Genomic DNA, 22,567 nt, shown 5'->3' on the forward strand with positions numbered 1-22,567 from the left:
GACGACGGGGCCGACCGAAGGAGCCACCATGGCAGAACGCACCGTCACCATCGCCTCGTCGCACGGGCTGCACGCCCGCCCCGCCTCGCTGTTCACGCAGGCGGCCGCGAAGGCCGGGATCCCCGTGCAGCTCGCCAAGGGCGACCGCAGCGTCAACGCCGCGAGCATCCTCGGCGTCATCTCCCTCGGCGTCGACACGGGCGACGAGGTCGTCGTCTCGGCGGAGGGCGAGAACGCGGAGCAGGTCGTCACCGACCTCGCCACGCTCCTCGAGTCCGACCTGGACGCGGCATGAGCTCGCGCACCCTGCAGGGGATCGGCATCGGACGGGGGTCCGCCGTCGGACCGGTCATCCGGATGCCCGACCCGCTCCCCGAGCCCGCCGACACCGCGAGCGCCCTCACCCCCGACGAGGAGCGGATCCGCGTGAGCGCGTCGCTCGCCGCCGTCGCCGCCGACATCCGCATCCGCGGGGAGAAGGCCGGCGGCGCCGCCAAGGACGTGCTCGAGGCGCAGGCCTTCATGGCGGAGGACCCGACGCTCGTCGACGACATCACCGCGCGCCTCGCGAACGGCCGCACCGCCGAGCGCGCCGTGCACGAGGCCTTCGCGGGCTTCCGCGACCTGCTCCTCAGCATGGGCGGGTACATGGGGGAGCGCGCCACCGACCTCGACGACGTCTCGCAGCGCGTCGTCGCGCACCTGCAGGGCGTCGCGGCGCCGGGGGTGCCGGATCCCGACCACGCGTTCGTGCTGGTGGCCCGCGACCTCGCGCCCGCCGACACCGCGCTCCTCGACCTCGACAAGGTCCTCGCGCTCATCACGACCGACGGCGGGCCGACCTCGCACACGGCGATCCTCGCCCGGGAGAAGGCCATCGTCGCGGTCGTCGGCGTCGCCGCCGCGGCGGACCTCGCCGACGGGGAGACCGTCGTGGTCGACGCGCTCACGGGCGCCGTCACGGTCGGCCCCACCGCCGAGGAGGAGTCCGCGGCCCGGGATGCCATCGCGGCCCGCCGTGCGCAGGTCGCCGTGCCCACCGGCCCGGGCGCGCTCTTCGACGGCACCGCGGTCCCGCTGCTGGCCAACCTCGGCTCCGCTGACGGCGCGGCCGACGCGGTCGAGAAGGGCGCCGAGGGCGTCGGCCTCTTCCGCACCGAGTTCCTCTTCCTCGACGCCACGAGCGCTCCGACCGTCGAGGAGCAGCAGGCGCACTACACCCGCCTGCTCGAGGCGTTCCCGGGGCGGAAGGTCGTCGTGCGCGCCCTCGACGCCGGCGCCGACAAGCCCCTCAGCTTCCTCAACGACGCGGCCGAGGAGAACCCGGCGCTCGGCCTCCGCGGCCTCCGTGCGCTCCGCGCCAACGAGCAGATCCTCCGCGACCAGCTCACGGCGCTCGCCCGTGCCGACGCCGCGACCGACGCGGACCTGTGGGTCATGGCGCCCATGGTCTCCACGGTGGAGGAGGCGCGGTACTTCAGCTCCCTCGGCCGGGAGCTCGGCCTCCGCACCGTCGGCGTGATGGTGGAGGTCCCGTCCTCCGCGCTCCTCGCCGACCGGATCCTCGGCGTCGCCGACTTCGCGAGCATCGGCACCAACGACCTCACGCAGTACACGCTCGCGGCCGACCGGCTGCTGGGATCGGTGGCCGCGTTCCAGGACCCGTGGCACCCCGCCGTCCTCCGCCTCGTGCAGGAGGTCGGCGCCGCGGGGCGCGCGCTCGGCAAGCCGGTGGGCATCTGCGGCGAGGCGGCGGCCGATCCGCTGCTCGCCGTCGTGCTCGTCGGCCTCGGCGCCACCAGCCTCTCGATGTCGCCGGCGGCGCTCGCCGACGTGCGCGCCGAGCTCGCCCTCCACACGCGCGGGGAGGCGGAAGCGCTCGCCGCCGTCGCCCTCGCCGCCGACAGCGCCGTCGAGGCGCGCGCCGCGGTCACCGCGGCGTCGGCGCCCGCCCCCGTCTGACCCGCACCACCGACCCCCTCCACCGCACCACGAGCGATCACCCCCCCCATCCGCAGCACGGCGGGCCGCAGCAGGCCCGCCACCACCACGACAGGAGCACCACCCCCATGACGACGACGTCACCCACCCGCAGCACGGGACGCTCCGTGCGCACCGGCGTGCAGAAGTTCGGCACGTTCCTCAGCGGCATGATCATGCCCAACATCGCGGCGTTCATCGCCTGGGGCCTGCTCACGGCCCTGTTCATCCCGGACGGCTACCTGCCGAACGCGGACATCGCCCAGCTCATCGCTCCGGTCCTGTACTTCCTCCTCCCGCTCCTCATCGCGAACACCGGCGGCCGCATGGTCTACGACGCGCGCGGCGGCGTGGTGGCGACCATCGCCACGATGGGCGTCATCGTCGGCACGGTCGGCGAGCCGTACTTCGACGGCGGCAGCCCGATGTTCCTCGGCGCCATGATCACGGGCCCGCTCGCGGCGTACCTGCTGAAGGTCATCGAGCGCCTGTGGATCGACAGGATCCGCCCCGGCTTCGAGATGCTCGTCAACAACTTCTCCGCGGGGATCCTGGGCGCGGTCTTCGCGATCGGCGCGTACTACCTGCTCACGCCGGTGATCCGCGGCATCACGTCGGTCCTCGGCGGCGGCGTCGGCTTCCTCGTCGACAACGGCCTCCTGCCCCTCACGAGCATCGTGATCGAGCCCGCCAAGGTCCTCTTCCTCAACAACGCCATCAACCAGGGCATCCTCACGCCGCTCGGCACCACCGAGGCGCTGGAGAACGGCAAGAGCGTCCTGTTCCTGCTCGAGGCGAACCCCGGCCCCGGCTTCGGCGTGCTCCTCGCCTTCGCGATCTTCGGCGCGGGCGCGGCGCGCTCCACCGCCCCCGGCGCGATCCTCATCCAGTTCGTCGGCGGCATCCACGAGATCTACTTCCCGTACGTGCTCTCCAAGCCCCTGCTGTTCCTCGCGGTCATCGCGGGTGGCGCCTCGGGCGTGGCGACCAACGTCGCGTTCGGCTCCGGCCTCCGCGGCCCGGCCTCGCCCGGCAGCATCCTCGCCGTGCTCGGCCAGACCGAGCGCAACAGCTTCCCCGGCGTGATCCTCTCCGTGCTGATCTCGGCCGCCGTCACCTTCGTCGTCGCCGCGGTCATCCTCCGCACCGGCAAGAAGGGCTCCGGCGACTTCGGCGCCGCGGTCGCCGCGACGCAGGCCAACAAGGGCAAGGAGTCGAGCATCCTCACGGGCCTCGGCGCCGAGACCGGCACCGCGGGCACGGTCGGCGGCCTCGCCGACGGCGCGGCCGCGACGGACGGCGGCACGGCCACGGCCACCCGCATCCAGGACATCGTGTTCGCCTGCGACGCCGGCATGGGCTCCTCCGCCATGGGCGCGTCGGTCCTCCGCAACAAGATGAAGAAGGCCGGCGTCACCGACGTCACGGTCGTCAACAAGGCCATCGCCGCCCTCGACGGCACGGCCGACCTCGTGATCACGCAGCGCGAGCTCACCGACCGCGCCCGCCAGAAGAGCCCGTCCTCGGAGCACGTCTCCGTCGACAACTTCATGAACTCGCCGCGCTACGACGAGATCGTGGAGCTGGTCCAGAAGCAGCGCTCGGACAGCTGATCCCGGTCCGCCCCCGGCGGACCCGCACCAACGCACGCGCGAGGCCCCCGGGGCCCGGTCGACACCGACCGGGCCCCGGTAGCCTCGCACCAGCCACGCACAACGTCAGGAGCATCATGTCGAACGTCCTCGAACCCGCCCAGATCCGCGTCGGCGGCACCGCGTCCAGCGTGGAGGAGGCCATCGCCGAGGCGGCGGGCATCCTCGTCGCCGCGGGTGCCGTCACCCCCGAGTACGAGGGGTTCATGCTCGAGCGCGAGAAGAGCGTCTCGACGTACATGGGCAACCTCCTGGCCATCCCGCACGGCACCAACGAGGGCAAGGACACGATCCTCGACTCCGCGCTGTCGTTCGTGCGCTACGACGCCCCGATCGACTGGGCGGGCAACGAGGTCCGCTTCGTCGTCGGCATCGCCGGCAAGGACAACGGCCACCTCGAGATCCTCAGCAAGATCGCCATCATCTTCAGCGACGACGACGAGGTGCGGAAGCTCCTCGACGCCCCCACCGCCGAGGAGCTGTACGCGCTCCTGGCCGAGGTGAACGAGGCGTGAAGGCCGTCCACTTCGGCGCCGGCAACATCGGCCGCGGCTTCGTCGGGCTGATCCTGCACGAGGCCGGCTACGAGGTCGTGTTCGCCGACGTGAACGCCGAGCTCATCGGGCACCTGGCCTCCGCCGACTCGTACCGGGTCACCGAGGTCGGGCCGCACGCGCGCGACTGGACGGTCACCGGCTTCCGGGCGATCGACAGCGCGGTCGACGGCGAGGCCCTCATCGCGGAGATCGCGACCGCCGACGTCGTGACGACCGCCGTCGGCCCCGCGATCCTCCGCTTCGTCGCGCCCGCCATCGCCTCGGGTCTTCGGGCGCGCTCCGCCGACCTCGCCCCCGTCGCCGTCATGGCCTGCGAGAACGCGATCAACGCCACGGACACCCTCCGCGACGAGATCCGGACGGCGCTCGGCGACGACGCCGCGGCGCTCGACCGCGCGGTCTTCGCCAACACGGCCGTCGACCGCATCGTCCCGAACCAGGATCCCGCCGCCGGCCTCGACGTCACGGTCGAGGACTTCTCCGAGTGGGTGGTGGAGCGCGGCCCGTTCGGCGACGCCGTGCCCCGGATCGCCGGCGCCACGTTCGTCGACGACCTCGCCCCGTACATCGAGCGGAAGCTCTTCACGGTCAACACGGGCCACGCCACGGTGGCGTACCACGGCTACGCCCGCGGAGCGGTGAGCCAGTCGGACGCCATGGCGATCCCCGAGGTCGCGGACGAGGTGCGGCAGGTGCTCGAGGAGACGAGCGCGCTGCTGGTGGCCAAGCACGGGCTCGACGAGGCCGAGCAGGCCGCCTACCGGGAGAAGAACCTCGCCCGGTTCGCGAACGCGGCGCTCGCGGACACGGTCGAGCGCGTCGGCCGCCAGCCGCTGCGGAAGCTCTCCCGCGAGGAGCGCTTCGTGGGGCCCGCGTCCCAGCTCGCCGAGCGCGGCCTGCCGCACGACGCGCTCGTGCGCGCCATGGGGCAGGCGCTACGCTTCGACCCCGCGGCGGACCCGCAGGCGCTCGAGCTGCAGGAGCTCCTGGCGACGGACACCGCGGCCGACCTCGTCCGCCGCGTCACGGGGCTCGACGACGGGCACCCGCTGACCGCGGACCTCGTCGCGGTCGTCGACGCCGTCCAGGCCGACCGGCGCCGCGCGCCGCGCCACCGCGCGGAGTAGCGGTGCCATGACGGGCCGGGCGGGCGACCGCTCGGCCCGTCCGCGCGTCCCGCTAGCGCAGGATCCCCGGATCCGGCCGCGACACGCGGGGAGAATTGCGACACGCCCGGGGATGCCGTACTCTCGACCCTTGGTGCTCGGCCGCCGTCCCGGCATGCCGACCGCACCTGCGCCTCACCATGATGCGCATCCGCACGAACAGCAGACACCACCTCTAGCGACAGTGAGTATATGGCCAAGAAAGACGGCGTCATCGAGATCGAAGGCGGAGTTGTCGAAGCTCTGCCGAACGCGATGTTCCGCGTTGAGCTGAGCAACGGGCACAAGGTCCTCGCCCACATCTCGGGCAAGATGCGTCAGCACTACATCCGCATCCTCCCCGAGGACCGCGTGATCGTGGAGCTGAGCCCGTACGACCTCACCCGCGGCCGGATCGTCTACCGCTACAAGTAGGCCTGCTGCACAAGGAACGGCCCCGCATCCGCGGCGGCACGAGGCCAGCGAGAACCGAAAGCAAGGAAGCATCATGAAGGTCAACCCCAGCGTCAAGAGGATCTGCGAGAAGTGCAAGGTCATCCGACGCAACGGACGCGTGATGGTCATCTGCGAGAACCCGCGCCACAAGCAGCGCCAGGGCTAGTCAGCACCACCGCACGGCACCACCCGCACCACCCCACGTAGAACGACAGCAGCGCCGGAAGCCGGGACCCGCGAGGGTCCGGGGGACACCATCGGTCGGAGGCCGATGCACAGGCTCTGCTGCAGACCTCCACATCATCACCAGGAGAAGCCTCAATGGCACGTCTAGCAGGCGTCGACCTCCCGCGCGACAAGCGCGTCGAGATCGCACTCACGTACATCTACGGCGTCGGCCGCACCTCGAGCGTCAAGACCCTCGAGGACACCGGCATCGACAAGAACATCCGCGTCAAGGACCTGAGCGACGACCAGCTCATCGCCCTGCGCGACTACATCGACGGGAACTTCAAGGTGGAGGGCGACCTCCGCCGCGAGGTGGCCGCCGACATCCGCCGCAAGGTCGAGATCGGCAGCTACGAGGGCATCCGCCACCGCCGCGGCCTCCCTGTCCACGGGCAGCGCACGAAGACCAACGCTCGTACCCGCAAGGGACCGAAGCGCACCGTAGCCGGCAAGAAGAAGGCGCGCTAGGCCTCCGGCCCGCGCCTCGCCACCCGTAGACACAGGAGAATTCCATGGCAGCACCCAAGTCGGCCGTTCGCAAGCCGCGCCGCAAGGACAAGAAGAACATCGCCGTGGGCCAGGCCCACATCAAGAGCACCTTCAACAACACCATCGTCTCGATCACGGACCCCACGGGCGCCGTCATCAGCTGGGCGTCCTCGGGCGTCGTCGGCTACAACGGCTCGCGCAAGTCCACGCCGTTCGCCGCGCAGCTCGCCGCCGAGTCGGCCGCCCGCCAGGCGCAGGAGCACGGCATGAAGAAGGTCGACGTGTTCGTCAAGGGACCCGGCTCCGGCCGTGAGACCGCGATCCGCTCGCTCCAGGCCGCCGGCCTCGAGGTGGGCTCGATCAACGACGTCACCCCGCAGGCGCACAACGGCTGCCGCCCGCCCAAGCGCCGCCGCGTCTAGCTCGCGCTGATCGGCCGCTGCCGTCCCGCTCCGAGAGGAGGGGACGGCGTCGGCCGAGCCGCCGTGTGTCCGTTCGACCAATCCACCACCCGCCCGGACCGCCATCCGGGGGGCATCGCAGGTGTCATATAGCGGACGCCTCGCCGAAAGGAAACAACACAGTGCTCATTGCGCAGCGCCCCACCCTCACCGAGGAGCAGATCTCGGAGTTCCGCTCGCGGTTCGTCATCGAGCCGCTCGAGCCCGGCTTCGGCTACACGCTCGGCAACTCGCTCCGCCGCACCCTCCTCTCGTCCATCCCCGGCGCGGCCGTCACCAGCATCCGGATCGACGGCGTGCTGCACGAGTTCAGCACCGTCCCCGGCGTGAAGGAGGACGTGACCGAGATCATCCTCAACATCAAGGGCCTCGTCGTCTCCAGCGAGCACGACGAGCCGATCACCGCGTACCTGCGCAAGCAGGGTGCGGGCCAGGTCACGGCCGCCGACATCTCCGCTCCCGCGGGCGTCGAGATCCACAACCCCGAGCTCGTCATCGCCACCCTCAACGAGAAGGCGAAGTTCGAGCTGGAGCTGACGATCGAGCGCGGCCGCGGCTACGTCTCGGCGACCCAGAACCGCAGCGAGTTCAGCGAGGCGGGCCAGATCCCGGTCGACTCGATCTACTCGCCCGTGCTCAAGGTCACCTACCGCGTCGAGGCCACCCGCGCCGGCGAGCGCACCGACTTCGACCGCCTCGTGGTCGACGTCGAGACCAAGTCGGCCATCACGCCGCGCGACGCCATCGCGTCGGCCGGTCGCACGCTCACCGAGCTGTTCGGCCTGGCGCGCGAGCTCAACTCGGCCGCAGAGGGCATCGAGATCGGCCCCGCGCCGGTCGACGCCGTCCTCAGCTCCGAGCTGTCGATGCCCATCGAGGACCTCGACCTCTCGGTGCGGTCGTACAACTGCCTCAAGCGCGAGGGCATCAACAACGTCAGCGAGCTCGTCGCCCTCTCGGAGACGCAGCTCATGAACATCCGCAACTTCGGTCAGAAGTCGGTGGATGAGGTCAAGGACAAGCTGGTCGAGCTGGGTCTGTCGCTGAAGGACGCCGTCCCCGGCTTCGACGGCGCGCACTACTACAGCTACGACGAGGACGAGACCACCACCAACTGACCCGTCCGGCCTCGGCCCGACTTCTTTCGACCACTACGGAGACAAGACCATGCCCAAGCCCACCAAGGGTCCCCGCCTCGGAGGCGGACCGGCGCACGAGCGCCTCATGCTCGCGAACCTGGCCCAGAGCCTGTTCGAGCACAAGTCCATCAAGACGACCGAGACGAAGGCCAAGCGCCTGCGTCCCGTGGCCGAGCGCCTCGTGACGTTCGCCAAGCGCGGCGACCTGCACGCCCGCCGCCGCGTCATGGGGATCATCCCCTCGAAGAGCGTCGTCCACGAGCTCTTCACGGAGATCGCGCCGCTCGTCGCCGAGCGCGAGGGCGGCTACACCCGCATCACCAAGCTCGGCTTCCGCAAGGGCGACAACGCCCCCATGGTGCAGATCGAGCTCGTGCTCGAGCCCGTGACCCCGAAGGTCCGCTCCTCGCGCACCGCGACCACGACGGCTCCGGCCGCCGCGGCCCCGGTCGCCGAGGCGGAGACCGAGGAGTCCGCCGCCGAGGTGCCCGTCGAGGAGACCGACGCCGTCGAGCACACCGACGCCACGCCCGCGGAGACGACCGACGAGGCCGCCGCCGAGGTCGAGGCCGACGCCGCGGAGAAGTCCGACAAGTAGGACCGCCCGTCGCACCACCCCGAGAGCCCCCGCCGCCCTGCGCGACGGGGGCTCTCGTGCGTCCACCGCCGGGTGGCGCGCCTCACCGGCGGTGCCCTCCGGCGGGGACGCACCCGCCCGGGAGGGGCCGCGGCGGGCCCCGGTAGCCTGGGGGGATGACCGACAGCACCCCGACCACGCCGGACGACCTCCCCTCCACCGCGCCGATCCCGCTCCCCGAGGGGCCGGAGGGGATCACCTGGCGGGCGACGACGCCCGACGACGTGGACGCGCTGGTCGAGCTCGACGGCCTCATCGCGGACGCCGACCACCCGGACCACCGCGCCACGCGCGAGGAGGTCGCGATGTCGCTCGGCTTCTCGTACGTCGACCTCGCGCGGGACGCGATCGTCGCCGTCGACGCGGACGGGCGCCTGGCCGCCGAGGGGTCCGCCATCGTCAAGCCGGACGACGAGAGCGTCGTCCGCGGGCACCTCCCCGGCGGCGTCCGCCCCGACCTCCGACGCCGGGGCATCGGGGCGCGCCTCCTCGACTGGCAGGTCGCGCGGGCCACGCAGGCCCTCGAGGTCGCCCAGCCGGCGGACCACGTGGAGGGTCCCGTCCCCACGCGCATGGGCGTCGAGTTCCCGGACGACCTGGCCGGGGCGACCGCGCTCCTCGCCTCACGCGGGTTCACGCCCAGCCGCTACTTCATCGAGATGCACCGCGACCTCGCCGCCGAGCTGCCCGAGGTGCCGGTGCCCGAGGGCCTCCGGCTCATCCCCGTCACGCGGGAGTGGTGGGAGCGCACCCGGCTGGCCAAGAACGACGTCTTCCGCGACCACTGGGGCTCCGAGCCGGTGAGCGCGGAGCGCTGGGACGCCTTCCTCTCCCTGCCCACCGCGCGGGACGACCTCTCCGTCATCGCCGTCACGGGCGACGGGGAGGACGCGCAGGTCGCCGGCTTCGCCATGACCGAGGTCTCGCCCGACAACTGGGAGGCCGCGGGCTACTCGTCCGCCTACCTCGCGCTCGTCGGCGTCCGCCGCGAGTTCCGCGGTCGCCGCCTCGCCCAGGCGCTGCTGTCGGCCGCGCTCGCGACGTTCCGCGCGGAGGGCCTGGACCGGGCCGTGCTCGACGTCGACTCCGACAGCCCCACGGGCGCGCTCGGCCTGTACGAGCACCTGGGGTTCACGGCGTCCAGCCGCACCGTCGTCCTCGAGCGCGAGGTCGGGATGACGCCTCCCCGGGGATCCGCCGGACGATGACCGACGATGCGGCCGGGTCGGGGCGCCCGGCGGCCACGCGCGTGCGCCTCGACGTCGCCTACGACGGCACCGGGTTCGCCGGCTGGGCCAAGCAGCCGGGCCTGCGCACCGTGCAGGGCACGCTCGAGGAGGCCCTCGCGCAGCTCCTCGTCCGCACGCCGCCCGCGCCGACGCTGGTCGTCGCCGGGCGGACGGACGCGGGGGTGCACGCCACCGGGCAGGTCGTCCACGTCGACCTGACGGACGCGCAGGTCGCCGCCCTCGACCGTCCGCCGCGCGGCCGCGCCGCCGCCGAGGCGGGGGAGCGGCTGCCGCACGTCCCGTCCGCCGACCGCGCGGCCTCCGCGCTCGCCCGTCGCCTGGGCGGCGTGCTCGGGACCCGGTCCGACGTGGTGGTGCTCTCCGGGGTGCGCGCGCCGGACGGCTTCGACGCGCGCTTCTCCGCGACGTGGCGGGCGTACCGGTACCGGATCTCCGACGCCACGGGCCCCCGGGACCCGCTGCAGCGGCACCGCACGGTCGAGGTGCCCGCGGCCCTCGACGAGGCGCTGCTCCAGCACGCGGCCGACGCTCTCCTCGGCCTCCACGACTTCGCCGCCTACTGCAAGCCGCGGGCGGGGGCCTCGACGATCCGCACGCTGCAGGAGATGACCTGGACGCGGGCCGCCGACGGCGCGCTCGAGGCGGCGGTGCGCGCCGACGCGTTCTGCCACAGCATGGTGCGGGCCCTCGTGGGCGCGTGCGTCGCGGCGGCGGGCGGTCGCGTCGCCGTCGCGCGGCTGCGCGAGCTCCTGGAGCTGCGCGAGCGGACGAGCGAGTTCACCGTCATGCCGGCGCGCGGGCTCGTGCTCGAGCGGGTCGGCTATCCGGCCGACGCCGACCTCGCGGCGCGCGCCGAGGTGACCCGCGCCCGGCGGGCGGACCACGAGGTGGACCCCGCCGCGGAGGGCGCGGAGGCGGTCGCGCGCGTGCTCGCCCGCAGGGCCGACACGCCCGGGATTGCCTGACGGCCCCGGATCGCGTACTCTGAACCGGTTGTCTGCGCGCCTGCGTGCGGCGACGTACAAGGTTGAGCCCTCCACCGGATGCGTTCTCGTCAGAACGCCCACGGAGCGGGATCCACGACCATCTCACCTCGAAAAGAAGGCAGTCAGATCAATGACGCGCACCTATTCCCCCAAGGCCAGTGAGGTCCAGCACGACTGGGTCGTCATCGACGCCACGGACATCGTCCTCGGCCGTCTCGCCAGCCACGCCGCCGCGCTCCTGCGCGGCAAGCACAAGGCCACGTTCGCCCCCCACATGGACATGGGCGACTTCGTGATCATCGTCAACGCCGAGAAGGTGGCGCTCACGGGCCAGAAGCTCGAGAAGAAGCTGGCCTACCGCCACTCCGGCTACCCGGGCGGCCTCACGGCCACCACGTACGTCGAGATGCTCGAGAAGCACCCCACGCGCGCGGTCGAGAAGGCCATCCGCGGCATGCTGCCGAAGAACTCGCTGGGTGCGGCGCAGCTGAAGAAGCTCAAGGTCTACGCGGGCCCCGAGCACCCCCACGCTGCTCAGCAGCCCACCCCGTACACCCTCGGCCAGGTCGCTCAGTAGCTCCGGCTGCCGACAGCGACGACCAAAGACCTCAGAAGGAATCGAACCCAGTGGCTCAGATCTCAGACTCCCTCGACGTGGCTCCCGAGAGCTTCTCGACCGAGACCCCGAACGAGGAGGCCCCCAAGGCCCCCCGCGCGGTCCTCAACGTGTCCGGCGGCGCCGTCGGACGACGCAAGCAGGCCATCGCCCGCGTGCGCCTCGTCCCCGGCTCCGGCAGCATCACGGTCAACGGCCGTGAGTTCGCGGACTACTTCCCCAACAAGCTGCACCAGCAGCTCGTGAACGACCCGTTCAAGGTGCTCGACCTCCTCGGCAGCTACGACGTCGTCGCGCGCATCTCCGGCGGCGGCCCCTCCGGCCAGGCCGGCGCGCTGCGCCTCGGCATCGCCCGCGCCCTCAACGAGATCGACGAGGAGAACAACCGCGCCACGCTGAAGAAGAACGGCTTCCTCAGCCGCGACGCGCGCGTCAAGGAGCGCAAGAAGGCCGGACTCAAGAAGGCCCGCAAGGCGCCCCAGTTCTCGAAGCGCTAAGGCGCTCGGGCACACCGGCAGCCATGCCCCGGCTCTTCGGCACGGACGGCGTCCGCGGTCTCGCCAACGGCGAGGTCATCACCGCGGACCTCGCCCTGCGCCTGGCCCAGGCCGCCGCGCACGTGCTCGGCCATGACGCCCGGGACTCCGGGCGGCGACCCACCGCGGTCGTCGCCCGGGACCCCCGCGTCTCCGGCGAGTTCATCGCGGCGGCCGTGGCCGCCGGCCTCGCGAGCTCCGGCGTCGACGTGTTCGACGCCGGGGTCATCCCGACGCCGGCCACGGCGTACCTCATCGCGGACATCGACGCCGACTTCGGCGTCATGATCTCCGCGTCGCACAACCCCGCTCCCGACAACGGGATCAAGATCTTCGCCGCGGGCGGACGGAAGCTCGCCGACGAGCTCGAGGACCGCATCGAGGCGCAGCTGAGCCAGCCCGTCCTGCTCCCCACGGGAGCCGACGTCGGCCGCATCCGCCGCTTCGCGGACGCCGAGGACCGCTACGTCCTCCACCTGCTCGGCACGCTGCAGCACCGGCTCGACGGCATCCACGTGGTCCTCGACTGCGCGCACGGCGCCGCCGCGGGCATCAGCCCCGAGGTCCTCACCGACGCGGGCGCGCGCGTCACCGTCATCGGCAACGACCCCGACGGCATGAACATCAACGACGGCGTCGGGTCCACGCACCTCGACCTCCTCGCCGAGGCCGTCCTCGCGCACGGCGCCGACGTGGGCATCGCGCACGATGGCGACGCCGACCGCTGCCTCGCGGTCGACCACACGGGCGCCCTCATCGACGGCGACCAGATCATGGCGGTCCTCGCGCTCTCCATGGCCCGTCGCGGCCTGCTGGCGGAGCGCACGCTCGTCGCCACGGTCATGAGCAACCTCGGCCTCCGCATCGCGATGGCCGAGAACGACATCACCGTGCTGCAGACGCGCGTCGGCGACCGGTACGTGCTCGAGGCCATGAACGAGGGCGGCTACTCGCTCGGCGGCGAGCAGTCCGGCCACCTCATCATCGCGGAGCACGCCACCACCGGCGATGGGATCCTCACGGGCATCCAGATCCTCGGCGAGATGGCGGCCACCGGCCGGAGCCTGCGCGAGCTCGCGTCGGTCATGACCGTCTACCCGCAGGTGATGATCAACGTCCGCGGCGTCGACCGCGAGCGCGTGGGCGACGACGCGGAGCTGAACGCCGCGGTCGCGCGCGCGGAGGCCGAGCTCGGCGACACGGGCCGCATCCTCATGCGCGCCTCGGGCACCGAGCCGATGATCCGCGTCATGGTCGAGGCCGCCGACCAGGCGACCGCCGAGCGGCACGCCGGCGAGCTGGCCGCCCTGGTCACCGAGCGCCTCGCGATCTAGCCCGCCACAGGGTCCGTCCCGGACCGGCCGCCGGTGCTGGTGCCGTCAGAGCTTCCGCAGCAGGACGTTCGCGACCGAGTGGTCGGCGTCCTTCCGCAGCACCAGCGTCGCCCGCGATCGCGTGGGGCGGATGTTCTGCTCGAGGTTCGGCTCGTTGATGGTCGACCAGATGCGGCGCGCGCGCTCCGCCGCCTCGGTGGGGCTGAGCTCCGCGTAGCGGTGGAAGTACGAGCGCGGGTTGCTGAACGCGCCGCGCTGCAGGCTCAGGAACCGCTCCTCGTACCACTGGGCGATGTCGTGCGTGCGGGCGTCGACGTAGATCGAGAAGTCGAACAGGTCGCTCACCGCGAGCTTCGCACCGGACGCCGCGGGCTGGAGGACGTTCAGGCCCTCGATGATGAGCACGTCCGGCTGCCGGACCACGACCTCGGCGCCCGGGACGATGTCGTAGGCGAGGTGCGAGTAGAAGGGCGCGCGCACCTCGGGGACGCCGCTCTTCACCTGGGTGACGAAGCGCAGGAGCGCCCGCCGGTCGTACGACTCGGGGAAGCCCTTCCGCTCCATGAGGCCGCGGCGCTCGAGCTCGGCGTTCGGGTGGAGGAAGCCGTCGGTGGTCACCAGCTCGACGCGCGGCGTGTCCTCCCAGCGGGCCAGCATCTCCCGGAGGAGCCGGGCCACGGTCGACTTGCCGACCGCGACGGATCCGGCGACGCCGATGACGAACGGCGTGCTCTTGGCCCGCTCGCCGAGGAACGCGCTCGTCTCCCGGTGCAGCTTCTTGGTGCCGGACACGTAGAGGTTCAGCAGCCGGCTGAGGGGGAGGTAGACGTCGCCCACCTCGCGCATGTCGAGCCGGTCGCCGATGCCCCGCAGCTGGACGAGCTCCGTCTCCCGGAGCGGCAGGTGCGTGGCGGGGGCGAGGGCCGCCCAGTCGGCACGGGCGATCTCCACGAACGGGGAGACGCTGCCGCGGCTCGTCGGGTGTCCCGTCGCGGTGTCTGGCATGGCCCCTCATCCTACGGCCGGGCCGCCGCGGCGACCGGGCGGCGGCCGGGGCGCGCCCGGGGCACGGCCGCGCAGGGGATCCCCGACCCGCGACGGTAAACTCCTGCCCCATGTGCGGAATCGTGGGATACGTCGGTGGGGCCAGGAGCCTCGAGGTCCTCCTCGGAGGGCTGCGGAGGCTCGAGTACCGCGGATACGACTCCGCGGGCGTGGCGATCCTCGACGAGGACGGGACGCTCGGCGTCCGCAAGCGCGCCGGCAAGCTCGACCGCCTGCTGGAGGACCTGGAGGCGTCGCCGCTCCCGGACGGATCCACCGGCATCGGCCACACGCGCTGGGCCACGCACGGCGGCCCGACCGACCGCAACGCGCACCCGCACCTGGGCGACGACGGCAGGCTCGCCCTCATCCACAACGGCATCATCGAGAACTTCGCGGAGCTCAAGGACGACCTCCTCGCGGACGGCTACTCCTTCGAGAGCGACACGGACACCGAGGTCGCCGCCCGGCTCCTCGGCCGCGAGTACGGCATCACGCACGACCTCGAGCAGGCGTTCCGGAACACCGTGAGCCGCCTCGAGGGCGCGTTCACGCTCCTCGCCGTGCACCGCGACCAGCCCGGCCTCGTGGTCGGCGCGCGCCGCAACTCCCCCCTCGTCATCGGGCTGGGCGAGGGCGAGAACTTCCTCGGCTCCGACGTGGCCGCCTTCGTCGAGTTCACGCGCCGCGCGGTCGCCATCGGGCAGGACCAGATGGTCGCGATCCGCCCCGACTCGGTCACCGTCACCGACTTCCACGGCGCGCCCGTGGAGACGCACGAGTTCGAGATCGCGTGGGACGCCTCCGCCAGCGAGAAGGGCGGCTGGTCGAGCTTCATGGCGAAGGAGATCAGCGAGGGGCCGGATGCCGTGGCGAACACGCTGCGAGGCCGCATCGTCGACGGCGTCGTCGTGCTGCCCGACCTCGACGCGATCGGCGAGGCCGACCTCGCGGACATCCAGCGCATCGTCATCGTGGCGTGCGGCACGGCGGCCTACTCGGGCATCCTCGGCAAGTACGCCGTCGAGAAGTGGGCGCGCGTGCCCGTCGAGGTGGAGCTCGCGCACGAGTTCCGCTACCGGGACCCGGTGCTCGACGCGCGGACGCTCGTCGTCTCCATCAGCCAGTCCGGCGAGACCATGGACACGCTGCTCGCCGTGCGCTTCGCCCGCGAGGCCGGGGCGCGCGTCCTCTCGATCTGCAACACGCAGGGCGCCACGATCCCGCGCGAGTCGGAGGCCGTCGTCTACACGCATGCGGGCCCCGAGGTCGCGGTCGCGTCCACGAAGGCCTTCGTCGCGCAGGTCGCGGCGCTGTACCTCCTCGGGCTGCACCTCGCGCGCATCCGCGGCACGCTGTCGGCCGACGAGATCGTCGCCAACACGGAGGAGCTCCTCGCGATCCCGGAGAAGCTCACCACGGTGGTCGAGCAGGGCGAGACCATCCGCCAGCTCGCGAAGTGGATGGCGGACACGCGCGCCGTGCTGTTCCTCGGCCGCAACGTGGGCTTCCCGGTGGCGCTCGAGGGCGCGCTGAAGCTCAAGGAGCTCGCGTACATCCACGCGGAGGGCTTCGCCGCGGGCGAGCTCAAGCACGGGCCCATCGCGCTCATCGAGCCGGGCCAGCCCGTGTTCGTCATCGTCCCGAGCCCCACGCACCAGCTGGCGCTGCACAAGAAGGTCATCTCCAACATCGAGGAGATCCGGGCGCGGGGCGCGCGCGTCATCGCGATCGCGGAGCAGGGCGACGCGTTCGTCCTGCCGCACGCGGACGAGGTCATCCCGATCCCGCTCGCGGCGCCGCTGTTCGAGCCGCTCCTCGCCGTGACCCCGCTGCAGATCTTCGCGATGGAGCTCGCGGCCGCGAAGGGCCTCGACGTCGACCAGCCGCGCAACCTCGCGAAGTCCGTCACCGTCGAGTGACTGGGCGCGCGTGATCAGGGGCATCGGCGTCGACGTGGTCGACGTGGCGCGCTTCGCCCGGAGCGCCGGGCGGACGCCGGGCCTCGTGCCGCGCCTGTTCGCGCCCGCCGAGCGCGCCCTGCCGGTGCGCTCGCTGGCCGCGCGGTTCGCCGCCAAGGAGGCGCTCATCAAGGCGCTGGGCGGTCCCGGCGGGATCAGCTGGCAGGACATGGAGGTCGTCCGCGACGCGCACGGCGACCCGTCGTTCCGCATCGGCGGGGCCGTCGCGGCGGTCGCCGGCGAGCGGGGCGTGACGCGGATCCACCTGAGCATGAGCCACGACGCCGGGCTCGCGACCGCGTTCGTGGTGACGGAGGGGGAGGGCGCATGACCGACGAGGCGACGCTCCAGGCCCCGGCCGCCCTCCGTCGCGAGGCGCGCATCGACACGGGCGCCATCTCCCGGAACGTCCGCGCACTCCGCGCCGCCACGGGCGCCCCGCTCGTGATGGCCGTGGTGAAGGCCGACGGCTACGGGCACGGGGCCGTCGCGTCGGCCCGCGCGGCCCTCGCGGGCGGCGCCGACCGGCTCGGCGTGGTCGACATCCGCGAGGCGCTCGCCCTGCGGGCCGCGGGCATCGACGCGCCCGTCCTCACCTGGATGCACGCCCCCGGCGCCGACTTCGGCACCGCCATCGCGCACGGCATCGACCTCGGGCTCAACAGCCGGCGCCAGGTGCGGGAGGCCGCGGAGGCCGCGCGCCGGGCGGGGCGACCCGCCGACGTCCACCTCAAGGTCGACACGGGACTCGGCCGGAACGGCGTCACCGCCGCGGACTGGCCGTCCGTGGTCGCCGAGGTGCGCGCGCTCGTCGCCGAGGGGGTCGTCCGCCTCGGCGGCGTCTTCAGCCACCTCGCCAACGCCGGCGCCGACGAGGACGCCGCGCAGGTGCGCGCCTTCCACGCCGCGCTCGACGTCGTGGGGGCCGCGGGGCTGGAGCCCGGGATCCGCCACCTCGCGGCGACCGCCGGCGCGCTGCGCGTGCCCGAGGCGCGGCTCGACATGGTGCGCCTCGGCATCGGGATCTACGGCATCTCCCCGCTCGACGGCGTCACGTCGGCCGACCTCGGCCTGGTGCCCGCGATGACCCTCGTCGGCAGCGTCGTCGCGGTCAAGCGCGTGCCCGCCGACACGGGCGTCTCCTACGGCTACACGTACCGCACCACGCGCGCGACGACGCTCGCCCTCGTCTCGCTCGGCTTCGCCGACGGCGTCCCGCGCCTCGCGAGCAACCGGGCGCCCGTCGCGATCCACGGCGCCCGCTTCCGGGTGAGCGGCCGGATCGCCATGGACCAGTTCGTGGTCGACGTGGGCGACGGGGTCGTCGACGGGCGCGCGGTGGCGGTGGGGGACGACGCCGTGCTGTTCGGGGATCCCGCCACGGGCGCCCCGTCGGTGGAGGAGTGGGCCGAGGCGACCGGCACCATCGGCTACGAGATCGTCACGCGCGTCGCCGGCCGCGTGACCCGGAGGCACCTGGCATGACCGGATCCGCGCACGCGGCGCCCGCACCCGATGCCGACCGGCCCGCGCCCACTGCGGCCGTCGCCCCTGCCGCCCCCGTCGCGCCGGGTCGCCGCGCCGTCATCGACCTCGACGCGATCCGCCACAACGTCCGCACCCTCGCGGCGCTCGCCGCGCCCGCCCGCACGATGGTGGCGGTCAAGGCCGACGCCTACGGGCACGGCGCCCTCCAGGTCGCGCGCGCCGCCCTCGAGTCGGGCGCGGAGAGCCTCGCGGTGCTCGACGTGGCGTCCGCGGTCGAGCTGCGACGCGCCAACATCGGAGCCCGCCTCCTGGCCTGGCTGCACGGCGTCGACACCGACTTCCGCGTGGCCGTCGAGGAGGGCATCGACCTCGGCGTCTCCGCCCTGTGGGAGCTCGAGCGCATCGCCGCCGCCGGGCGCGCCACGGGGATCCGCGCCCGCGTGCACCTCAAGGCCGACACGGGCCTCAGCCGCAACGGCGCCACCCCGGAGCTGTGGCCGGACCTCGTGCGCGCGGCCGTCGCCGCCGACGCCGCGGGGGAGCTGACCCTGCACGCGCTCTGGTCGCACCTCGCCGACGCGTCGCCCGAGGACGACGACGCGGCCCTCGCCCGCTTCCACGAGGCCGTCCGCGTCGCCGAGGAGCTGGGCGCGCGCCCGGCGGAGAAGCACCTGGCGGCGAGCTCGGCCGGGATCCGGCTGCCCGCGGCGCGCTTCGACATGGTCCGCTTCGGCATCGCCGTCTACGGCATCTCCCCGTTCGACGACCGCTCCGGCCGGGACCTCGGCCTCGTCCCGGCGATGACGCTCGAGGCCGACGTCGTCGCGGTCAAGCGCGTCGAGGCCGGGCAGGGCGTCTCCTACGGCCTCGACCACCGGACCGCCGGGCCGTCGACGCTCGCGCTCGTGCCGCTGGGCTACGCCGACGGGATCCCGCGCATCGCCGGCCCGCACGCGTCCGTGCTGCTGGGCGGCCGCCGCTTCCCGATCGCCGGCCGCATCGCGATGGACCAGCTCGTGCTCGACGTGGGCGACCTGCCCGTCGAGGTCGGCGACACCGTCGTGGTCCTGGGGCCCGGCGACCGCGGCGAGCCGACCGCCGAGGAGTGGGCCGGGTGGGCCGAGACCATCGGCGACGAGATCGTGACGCGGGTCGGGCCCCGGGTCGACCGCGTGCACCTCCACGAGCGCGCCGACGCGGCGGCCGACCCGGCGGCCGACCCGGCCGTCCTCTCCGACGAGCGGGTGCCCGTCCCCACGACGGACGACATGGAGGAGCTCGGCCGCGCCTTCGCGCGCGAGCTCGGCGCGGGCGACCTCGTGGTCCTGTCCGGCCCGCTGGGCGCCGGCAAGACCACCTTCACCCGCGGCCTCGGCGACGGCCTCGGCGTCCGCGGACCCGTCACGAGCCCCACGTTCGTGCTCGCCCGCACGCACCCGAGCCTCGTCGAGGGGCCGCCGCTCGTGCACGTGGACGCGTACCGGCTGGCCGACGCCCGCGAGCTCGACGACCTCGACATCGACTTCGCGCGCTCCGTCGTCGTGGTCGAGTGGGGCGACGGCAAGCTCGACGGCGTCGCCGAGGAGTGGTGGGACCTGAGGATCTCGCGGCCGACGGGAGCCGGGGACGCGGATCCGGACGCCGTCGGCGATGACGCCGCGGATCCCGACGCCGCCCTCGAGGAGCCCCGCACCGTCCGCGTCCGTCGGCTCCGCGCGCGCGCCCGCGCCTAGACTCGACCAGTGCTCCTCGCGATCGACACCTCCGCCGGCACGGGCGTCGCCGTCATCGACCCCGACGGCCGGGTCCTCGCCGAGCGCCAGGAGGCCGACACGATGCGGCACGCCGAGGTCATCGGCACCCTGCTCGACGAGTGCCTCGCCGCGTGCGGCGTCGACCGCTGCGACATCCGCGCGGTCGTCGCGGGCATGGGCCCCGGCCCCTTCACCGGCCTCCGCGTCGGCATCGCGGCGGCCCGCGTGCTCGCCACCGGCCTCGACGTCCGCGTCATCCCCGTGGTCAGCCACGACGCCGTCGCCCACGACCACTACGCCGCGGGCGGCACCGGGTCCCTCGTGGTCGTCACCGACGCACGCCGCCGCGAGCTGTACTGGTCCGTGTACGCCGAGCCGGCGGCCGGCGGCGTCGCCGAGCGCACCGCCGGTCCCGGCCTCAGCAAACCCGACGACGTGCCCACGGCGGACCACCGCGTCGACGCCGCCGGGGTCCGTGCCGCGTCCCTCGCGCAGGTCGCGCGCCTCATGGACGCCCTCGAGCTGCCGCAGGCCGCCGACGAGGCGCTGTACCTCCGCTCGCCCGACGTCACCGTCTCCACGGGACCCAAGCGGGTGACCTCGTGAGCGTGGTCTTCCGGCCGGCCGCGCTGGCGGACCTCCCGGCGCTGATGCGCCTCGAGACGAGCACGTTCGTCAGCGACGCCTGGTCGGAGGACGCCATGCGGGGCGAGCTCGTCTCCCGGCACGGCTGGTACGTCGTCGCGGTCGACGCGTCCGACGGCGCGATCCTCGGCTACGCGGGGCTCTCCTGCCCGCGCGGCCTGCACGCCGCCGACGTGCAGACCATCGCGGTCGCCGGATCCGCCCGCGGCCGCGGCATCGGCCGCGCCCTCCTCACCCGCCTCCTCGTGGAGGCCCACGCCCGGGGCGCGCGGGAGGTCCTGCTCGAGGTGCGCGCGGACAACCCGGTCGCGCAGGCGCTCTACGCGTCGCTCGGCTTCGAGCCGATCGCCGTGCGCCCGCACTACTACCAGCCCGACGACGTCGACGCGGTCGTGATGCGGGCCCCGCTCGGCCCGGTCCCGCACGTCGCCACCGAGCCGCGCCCCGCCGCGGAGCCCGCGGCCCCGGCGGACGGCGCCGACGACGACGTCGACGGGTGCGCGTCCGAGGGGGAGTGCGACGCGACCGCGGGCCCGCTCGTCCTCGGCATCGAGACCTCCTGCGACGAGACCGGAATCGGCATCGTCCGCGGCCAGACGCTCCTCGCCAACGTCATCTCCAGCTCGATGGAGGAGCACGCGCGCTACGGCGGCGTGGTCCCCGAGGTCGCCGCCCGCGCCCACCTCGAGGCGCTGACCCCGGCGATCGAGGCGGCGCTCGAGGAGGCCGGCGTCACCCTCCGCGAGCTCGACGCGATCGCGGTCACCGCCGGCCCGGGCCTCTCCGGCGCCCTCATGGTGGGCGTCGGCGCGGCGAAGGCGCTCGCCGTGGCCCTCGACGTCCCGCTGCACGGCGTCAACCACCTGGTGGGCCACGTCGGCGCGGACCTCCTCAGCGTCGACGGCGGATCCGGCCGGCCGCTCGAGGCGCCGAGCATCGCGCTCCTCGTCTCCGGCGGCCACACGTCCCTCCTCCTCGTGCGCGACCTCGTCGACGACGTGGAGCTGCTGGGCGAGACGATCGACGACGCCGCGGGCGAGGCCTTCGACAAGGTCGCGCGCGTGCTCGGCCTGCCGTACCCCGGCGGTCCGCACATCGACCGGGTCGCGGCCGACGGCGACCCCCGGGCGATCCGATTCCCCCGCGGCCTGAGCCTCCCGAAGGACATGGAGCGCCACCGCTACGACTTCTCCTTCTCGGGCCTCAAGACCGCGGTCGCGCGCTGGGTCGAGAAGCGCCAGGACGCCGGCGAGCCCGTGCCCGTGGCGGACGTCGCCGCGAGCTTCCGCGAGGCCGTCGTCGACGTCCTCCTCACCAAGGCCGTCGCGGCGTGCGTCGACCACGGCATCCCACGCCTCCTCCTCGGCGGCGGCGTGGTCGCCAACTCGCGGATCCGGGAGGTGGCGGCCGAGCGGTGCCGGGCAGCGGGCATCGAGCTGCGGATCCCGCCCCTGTCGCTGTGCACCGACAACGGCGCGATGATCGCGGCGCTCGGGGCGCGCCTCATCGAGGCGGGGCGCGCGCCGTCGGGCCTCGCGTTCGGCGCCGACTCGACCCTCCCGGTCACCGTCGTCCAGGTCGGCTGAGCCGGTCCGGATCCGGTCCCGATCCGGTGGTCCCCCGTCCGGGGCCATTTCCGCGAGCCTCTAAACGCGGGGGCGATGTCACGGTATGTTCCCAGGGACGAAAGGAACGACCATGACCGATCCGCAGAACCCGGACCGCTCCTCCGACGACTTCCCGCCCGCGCCCGGCCAGCCGTCCTACCCGGCTGCTCCCGCCGCCGGATCCGGCTCGCCCTACGCGGCGCCCTACCAGCCCGGCCCCGGCGGTGCGCCCAAGAAGGGCCTCGCCATCACCTCGATGGTGCTCGGCATCGTCTCCGTGGTGCTGTCGCTCCCGCTGTGGTTCCTCACGTTCTTCGTGGGCATCGCGGCGATCATCACGGGCCTCCTCGCGCGCAAGCGCAACCCCGGCACCAAGGGCTTCTGGCTCACCGGCCTCATCCTCGGCATCGTGGGCGTCCTCGTCAGCATCGTCGTGGTGCTGGTCGTCGTCGTGTTCGTGAACACGGCGATCCAGACCGGCGAGATCAACGGCACCCCGCTGCCGACGGCGCCGTAGCCCGTCCGGCACGCACGCACCATCCGCACCACCACGACGCGGTCGTCCCCTCGGGGCGGCCGCGTCGTCGCGTCCGGGCGGGGAG

At 73.4% G+C, this 22,567-nt stretch carries 24 protein-coding genes; 23 read left to right on the forward strand and 1 reads right to left on the reverse strand.

What is annotated here, in order from left to right:
* Positions 1-28: 28 nt before the first annotated feature.
* The 16 genes from AC07VC_RS03455 (at position 29) to glmM (ending at position 13,466) form a co-directional block, all read left to right on the forward strand.
* Positions 29-295, forward strand: a complete 267-nt coding sequence (locus tag AC07VC_RS03455) for an HPr family phosphocarrier protein (RefSeq protein ID WP_012039282.1) — start codon at positions 29-31, stop codon at positions 293-295.
* A complete protein-coding gene (gene ptsP, locus AC07VC_RS03460) occupies positions 292-1,962 on the forward strand; it encodes a phosphoenolpyruvate--protein phosphotransferase (protein WP_494674433.1) in 1,671 nt (556 codons plus the stop codon). The genes AC07VC_RS03455 and ptsP overlap by 4 nt, the downstream gene beginning before the upstream one ends.
* A gap of 107 nt (positions 1,963-2,069) precedes the next feature.
* Complete coding sequence (locus AC07VC_RS03465) at positions 2,070-3,593, forward strand: PTS mannitol transporter subunit IIBC (RefSeq protein ID WP_262404258.1); 1,524 nt, start codon at positions 2,070-2,072, stop codon at positions 3,591-3,593.
* A gap of 116 nt (positions 3,594-3,709) precedes the next feature.
* Positions 3,710-4,147: a PTS mannitol transporter subunit IIA gene (locus AC07VC_RS03470; protein ID WP_262404257.1), complete on the forward strand. Its 438-nt coding sequence runs from the start codon at positions 3,710-3,712 to the stop codon at positions 4,145-4,147.
* On the forward strand, positions 4,144-5,316 hold the full coding sequence (locus tag AC07VC_RS03475) for a mannitol-1-phosphate 5-dehydrogenase (protein WP_494674432.1): 1,173 nt from the start codon (positions 4,144-4,146) through the stop codon (positions 5,314-5,316). The genes AC07VC_RS03470 and AC07VC_RS03475 overlap by 4 nt, the downstream gene beginning before the upstream one ends.
* A 231-nt stretch (positions 5,317-5,547) precedes the next feature.
* Positions 5,548-5,769 (forward strand): translation initiation factor IF-1, encoded by a 222-nt coding sequence (infA, locus tag AC07VC_RS03480; protein ID WP_012039277.1) that lies wholly within the window; start codon positions 5,548-5,550, stop codon positions 5,767-5,769.
* A gap of 73 nt (positions 5,770-5,842) precedes the next feature.
* Positions 5,843-5,956 (forward strand): 50S ribosomal protein L36, encoded by a 114-nt coding sequence (gene rpmJ, locus AC07VC_RS03485; RefSeq protein WP_077055107.1) that lies wholly within the window; start codon positions 5,843-5,845, stop codon positions 5,954-5,956.
* Positions 5,957-6,111: 155 nt separating this feature from the next.
* Positions 6,112-6,486: a 30S ribosomal protein S13 gene (gene rpsM, locus AC07VC_RS03490; RefSeq protein ID WP_015491172.1), complete on the forward strand. Its 375-nt coding sequence runs from the start codon at positions 6,112-6,114 to the stop codon at positions 6,484-6,486.
* Positions 6,487-6,530: 44 nt separating this feature from the next.
* Positions 6,531-6,929 (forward strand): 30S ribosomal protein S11, encoded by a 399-nt coding sequence (gene rpsK / locus AC07VC_RS03495; protein ID WP_012039274.1) that lies wholly within the window; start codon positions 6,531-6,533, stop codon positions 6,927-6,929.
* Between the two features lie 161 nt (positions 6,930-7,090).
* Complete coding sequence (locus AC07VC_RS03500; RefSeq protein ID WP_086515376.1) at positions 7,091-8,086, forward strand: DNA-directed RNA polymerase subunit alpha; 996 nt, start codon at positions 7,091-7,093, stop codon at positions 8,084-8,086.
* A gap of 49 nt (positions 8,087-8,135) precedes the next feature.
* Entirely contained in the window at positions 8,136-8,705 is a 570-nt protein-coding gene (gene rplQ, locus AC07VC_RS03505; protein ID WP_464169999.1) for a 50S ribosomal protein L17, read from the forward strand.
* A 155-nt stretch (positions 8,706-8,860) separates the two neighbouring features.
* Positions 8,861-9,952, forward strand: a complete 1,092-nt coding sequence (locus AC07VC_RS03510) for a GNAT family N-acetyltransferase (protein ID WP_317229026.1) — start codon at positions 8,861-8,863, stop codon at positions 9,950-9,952.
* A complete protein-coding gene (locus AC07VC_RS03515; RefSeq protein ID WP_494674431.1) occupies positions 9,949-10,959 on the forward strand; it encodes a tRNA pseudouridine synthase A in 1,011 nt (336 codons plus the stop codon). The genes AC07VC_RS03510 and AC07VC_RS03515 overlap by 4 nt, the downstream gene beginning before the upstream one ends.
* A 151-nt stretch (positions 10,960-11,110) precedes the next feature.
* Positions 11,111-11,557, forward strand: coding sequence for a 50S ribosomal protein L13 (gene rplM, locus AC07VC_RS03520; protein ID WP_012039269.1), 447 nt, complete (start codon positions 11,111-11,113; stop codon positions 11,555-11,557).
* Positions 11,558-11,607: 50 nt separating this feature from the next.
* The gene (gene rpsI, locus AC07VC_RS03525; protein ID WP_043668864.1) at positions 11,608-12,093 is read left to right on the forward strand and encodes a 30S ribosomal protein S9; all 486 of its coding nucleotides are present in this window, start codon (positions 11,608-11,610) and stop codon (positions 12,091-12,093) included.
* A gap of 23 nt (positions 12,094-12,116) precedes the next feature.
* Positions 12,117-13,466 carry a phosphoglucosamine mutase gene (gene glmM, locus AC07VC_RS03530; RefSeq protein WP_494674430.1) on the forward strand — a complete coding sequence of 450 codons (1,350 nt, stop codon included), beginning with the start codon at positions 12,117-12,119 and terminating at the stop codon, positions 13,464-13,466.
* 45 nt (positions 13,467-13,511) lie between these two features.
* Here the strand turns inward: glmM and coaA are convergent, their stop codons facing one another.
* Complete coding sequence (gene coaA / locus AC07VC_RS03535) at positions 13,512-14,471, reverse strand: type I pantothenate kinase (RefSeq protein ID WP_494674429.1); 960 nt, start codon at positions 14,469-14,471, stop codon at positions 13,512-13,514.
* Positions 14,472-14,581: 110 nt separating this feature from the next.
* Between coaA and glmS the strand changes: the two genes are divergently transcribed.
* The 7 genes from glmS to AC07VC_RS03570 all read left to right on the forward strand — a co-directional run bounded on the left by glmS (position 14,582) and on the right by AC07VC_RS03570 (position 22,482).
* Complete coding sequence (gene glmS / locus AC07VC_RS03540) at positions 14,582-16,432, forward strand: glutamine--fructose-6-phosphate transaminase (isomerizing) (protein WP_317229022.1); 1,851 nt, start codon at positions 14,582-14,584, stop codon at positions 16,430-16,432.
* 10 nt (positions 16,433-16,442) lie between these two features.
* Positions 16,443-16,802, forward strand: coding sequence for a holo-ACP synthase (locus tag AC07VC_RS03545; RefSeq protein ID WP_317229021.1), 360 nt, complete (start codon positions 16,443-16,445; stop codon positions 16,800-16,802).
* Positions 16,799-17,956: an alanine racemase gene (gene alr, locus AC07VC_RS03550; protein WP_494674428.1), complete on the forward strand. Its 1,158-nt coding sequence runs from the start codon at positions 16,799-16,801 to the stop codon at positions 17,954-17,956. The genes AC07VC_RS03545 and alr (AC07VC_RS03550) overlap by 4 nt, the downstream gene beginning before the upstream one ends.
* A complete protein-coding gene (gene alr, locus AC07VC_RS03555; RefSeq protein ID WP_494674427.1) occupies positions 17,953-19,692 on the forward strand; it encodes an alanine racemase in 1,740 nt (579 codons plus the stop codon). Before alr (AC07VC_RS03550) ends, alr (AC07VC_RS03555) begins: the two co-directional genes overlap by 4 nt.
* Positions 19,693-19,701: 9 nt before the next feature.
* Positions 19,702-20,319: a tRNA (adenosine(37)-N6)-threonylcarbamoyltransferase complex dimerization subunit type 1 TsaB gene (tsaB, locus tag AC07VC_RS03560; RefSeq protein WP_317229018.1), complete on the forward strand. Its 618-nt coding sequence runs from the start codon at positions 19,702-19,704 to the stop codon at positions 20,317-20,319.
* Complete coding sequence (gene tsaD / locus AC07VC_RS03565; RefSeq protein WP_494674426.1) at positions 20,316-21,944, forward strand: tRNA (adenosine(37)-N6)-threonylcarbamoyltransferase complex transferase subunit TsaD; 1,629 nt, start codon at positions 20,316-20,318, stop codon at positions 21,942-21,944. The genes tsaB and tsaD overlap by 4 nt, the downstream gene beginning before the upstream one ends.
* Positions 21,945-22,056: 112 nt before the next feature.
* Positions 22,057-22,482, forward strand: coding sequence for a DUF4190 domain-containing protein (locus tag AC07VC_RS03570; protein ID WP_494674425.1), 426 nt, complete (start codon positions 22,057-22,059; stop codon positions 22,480-22,482).
* Positions 22,483-22,567: the final 85 nt, after the last annotated feature.

The sequence above is a fragment of the Clavibacter sp. GW821-FHT01D01 genome (genome assembly GCF_059422605.1).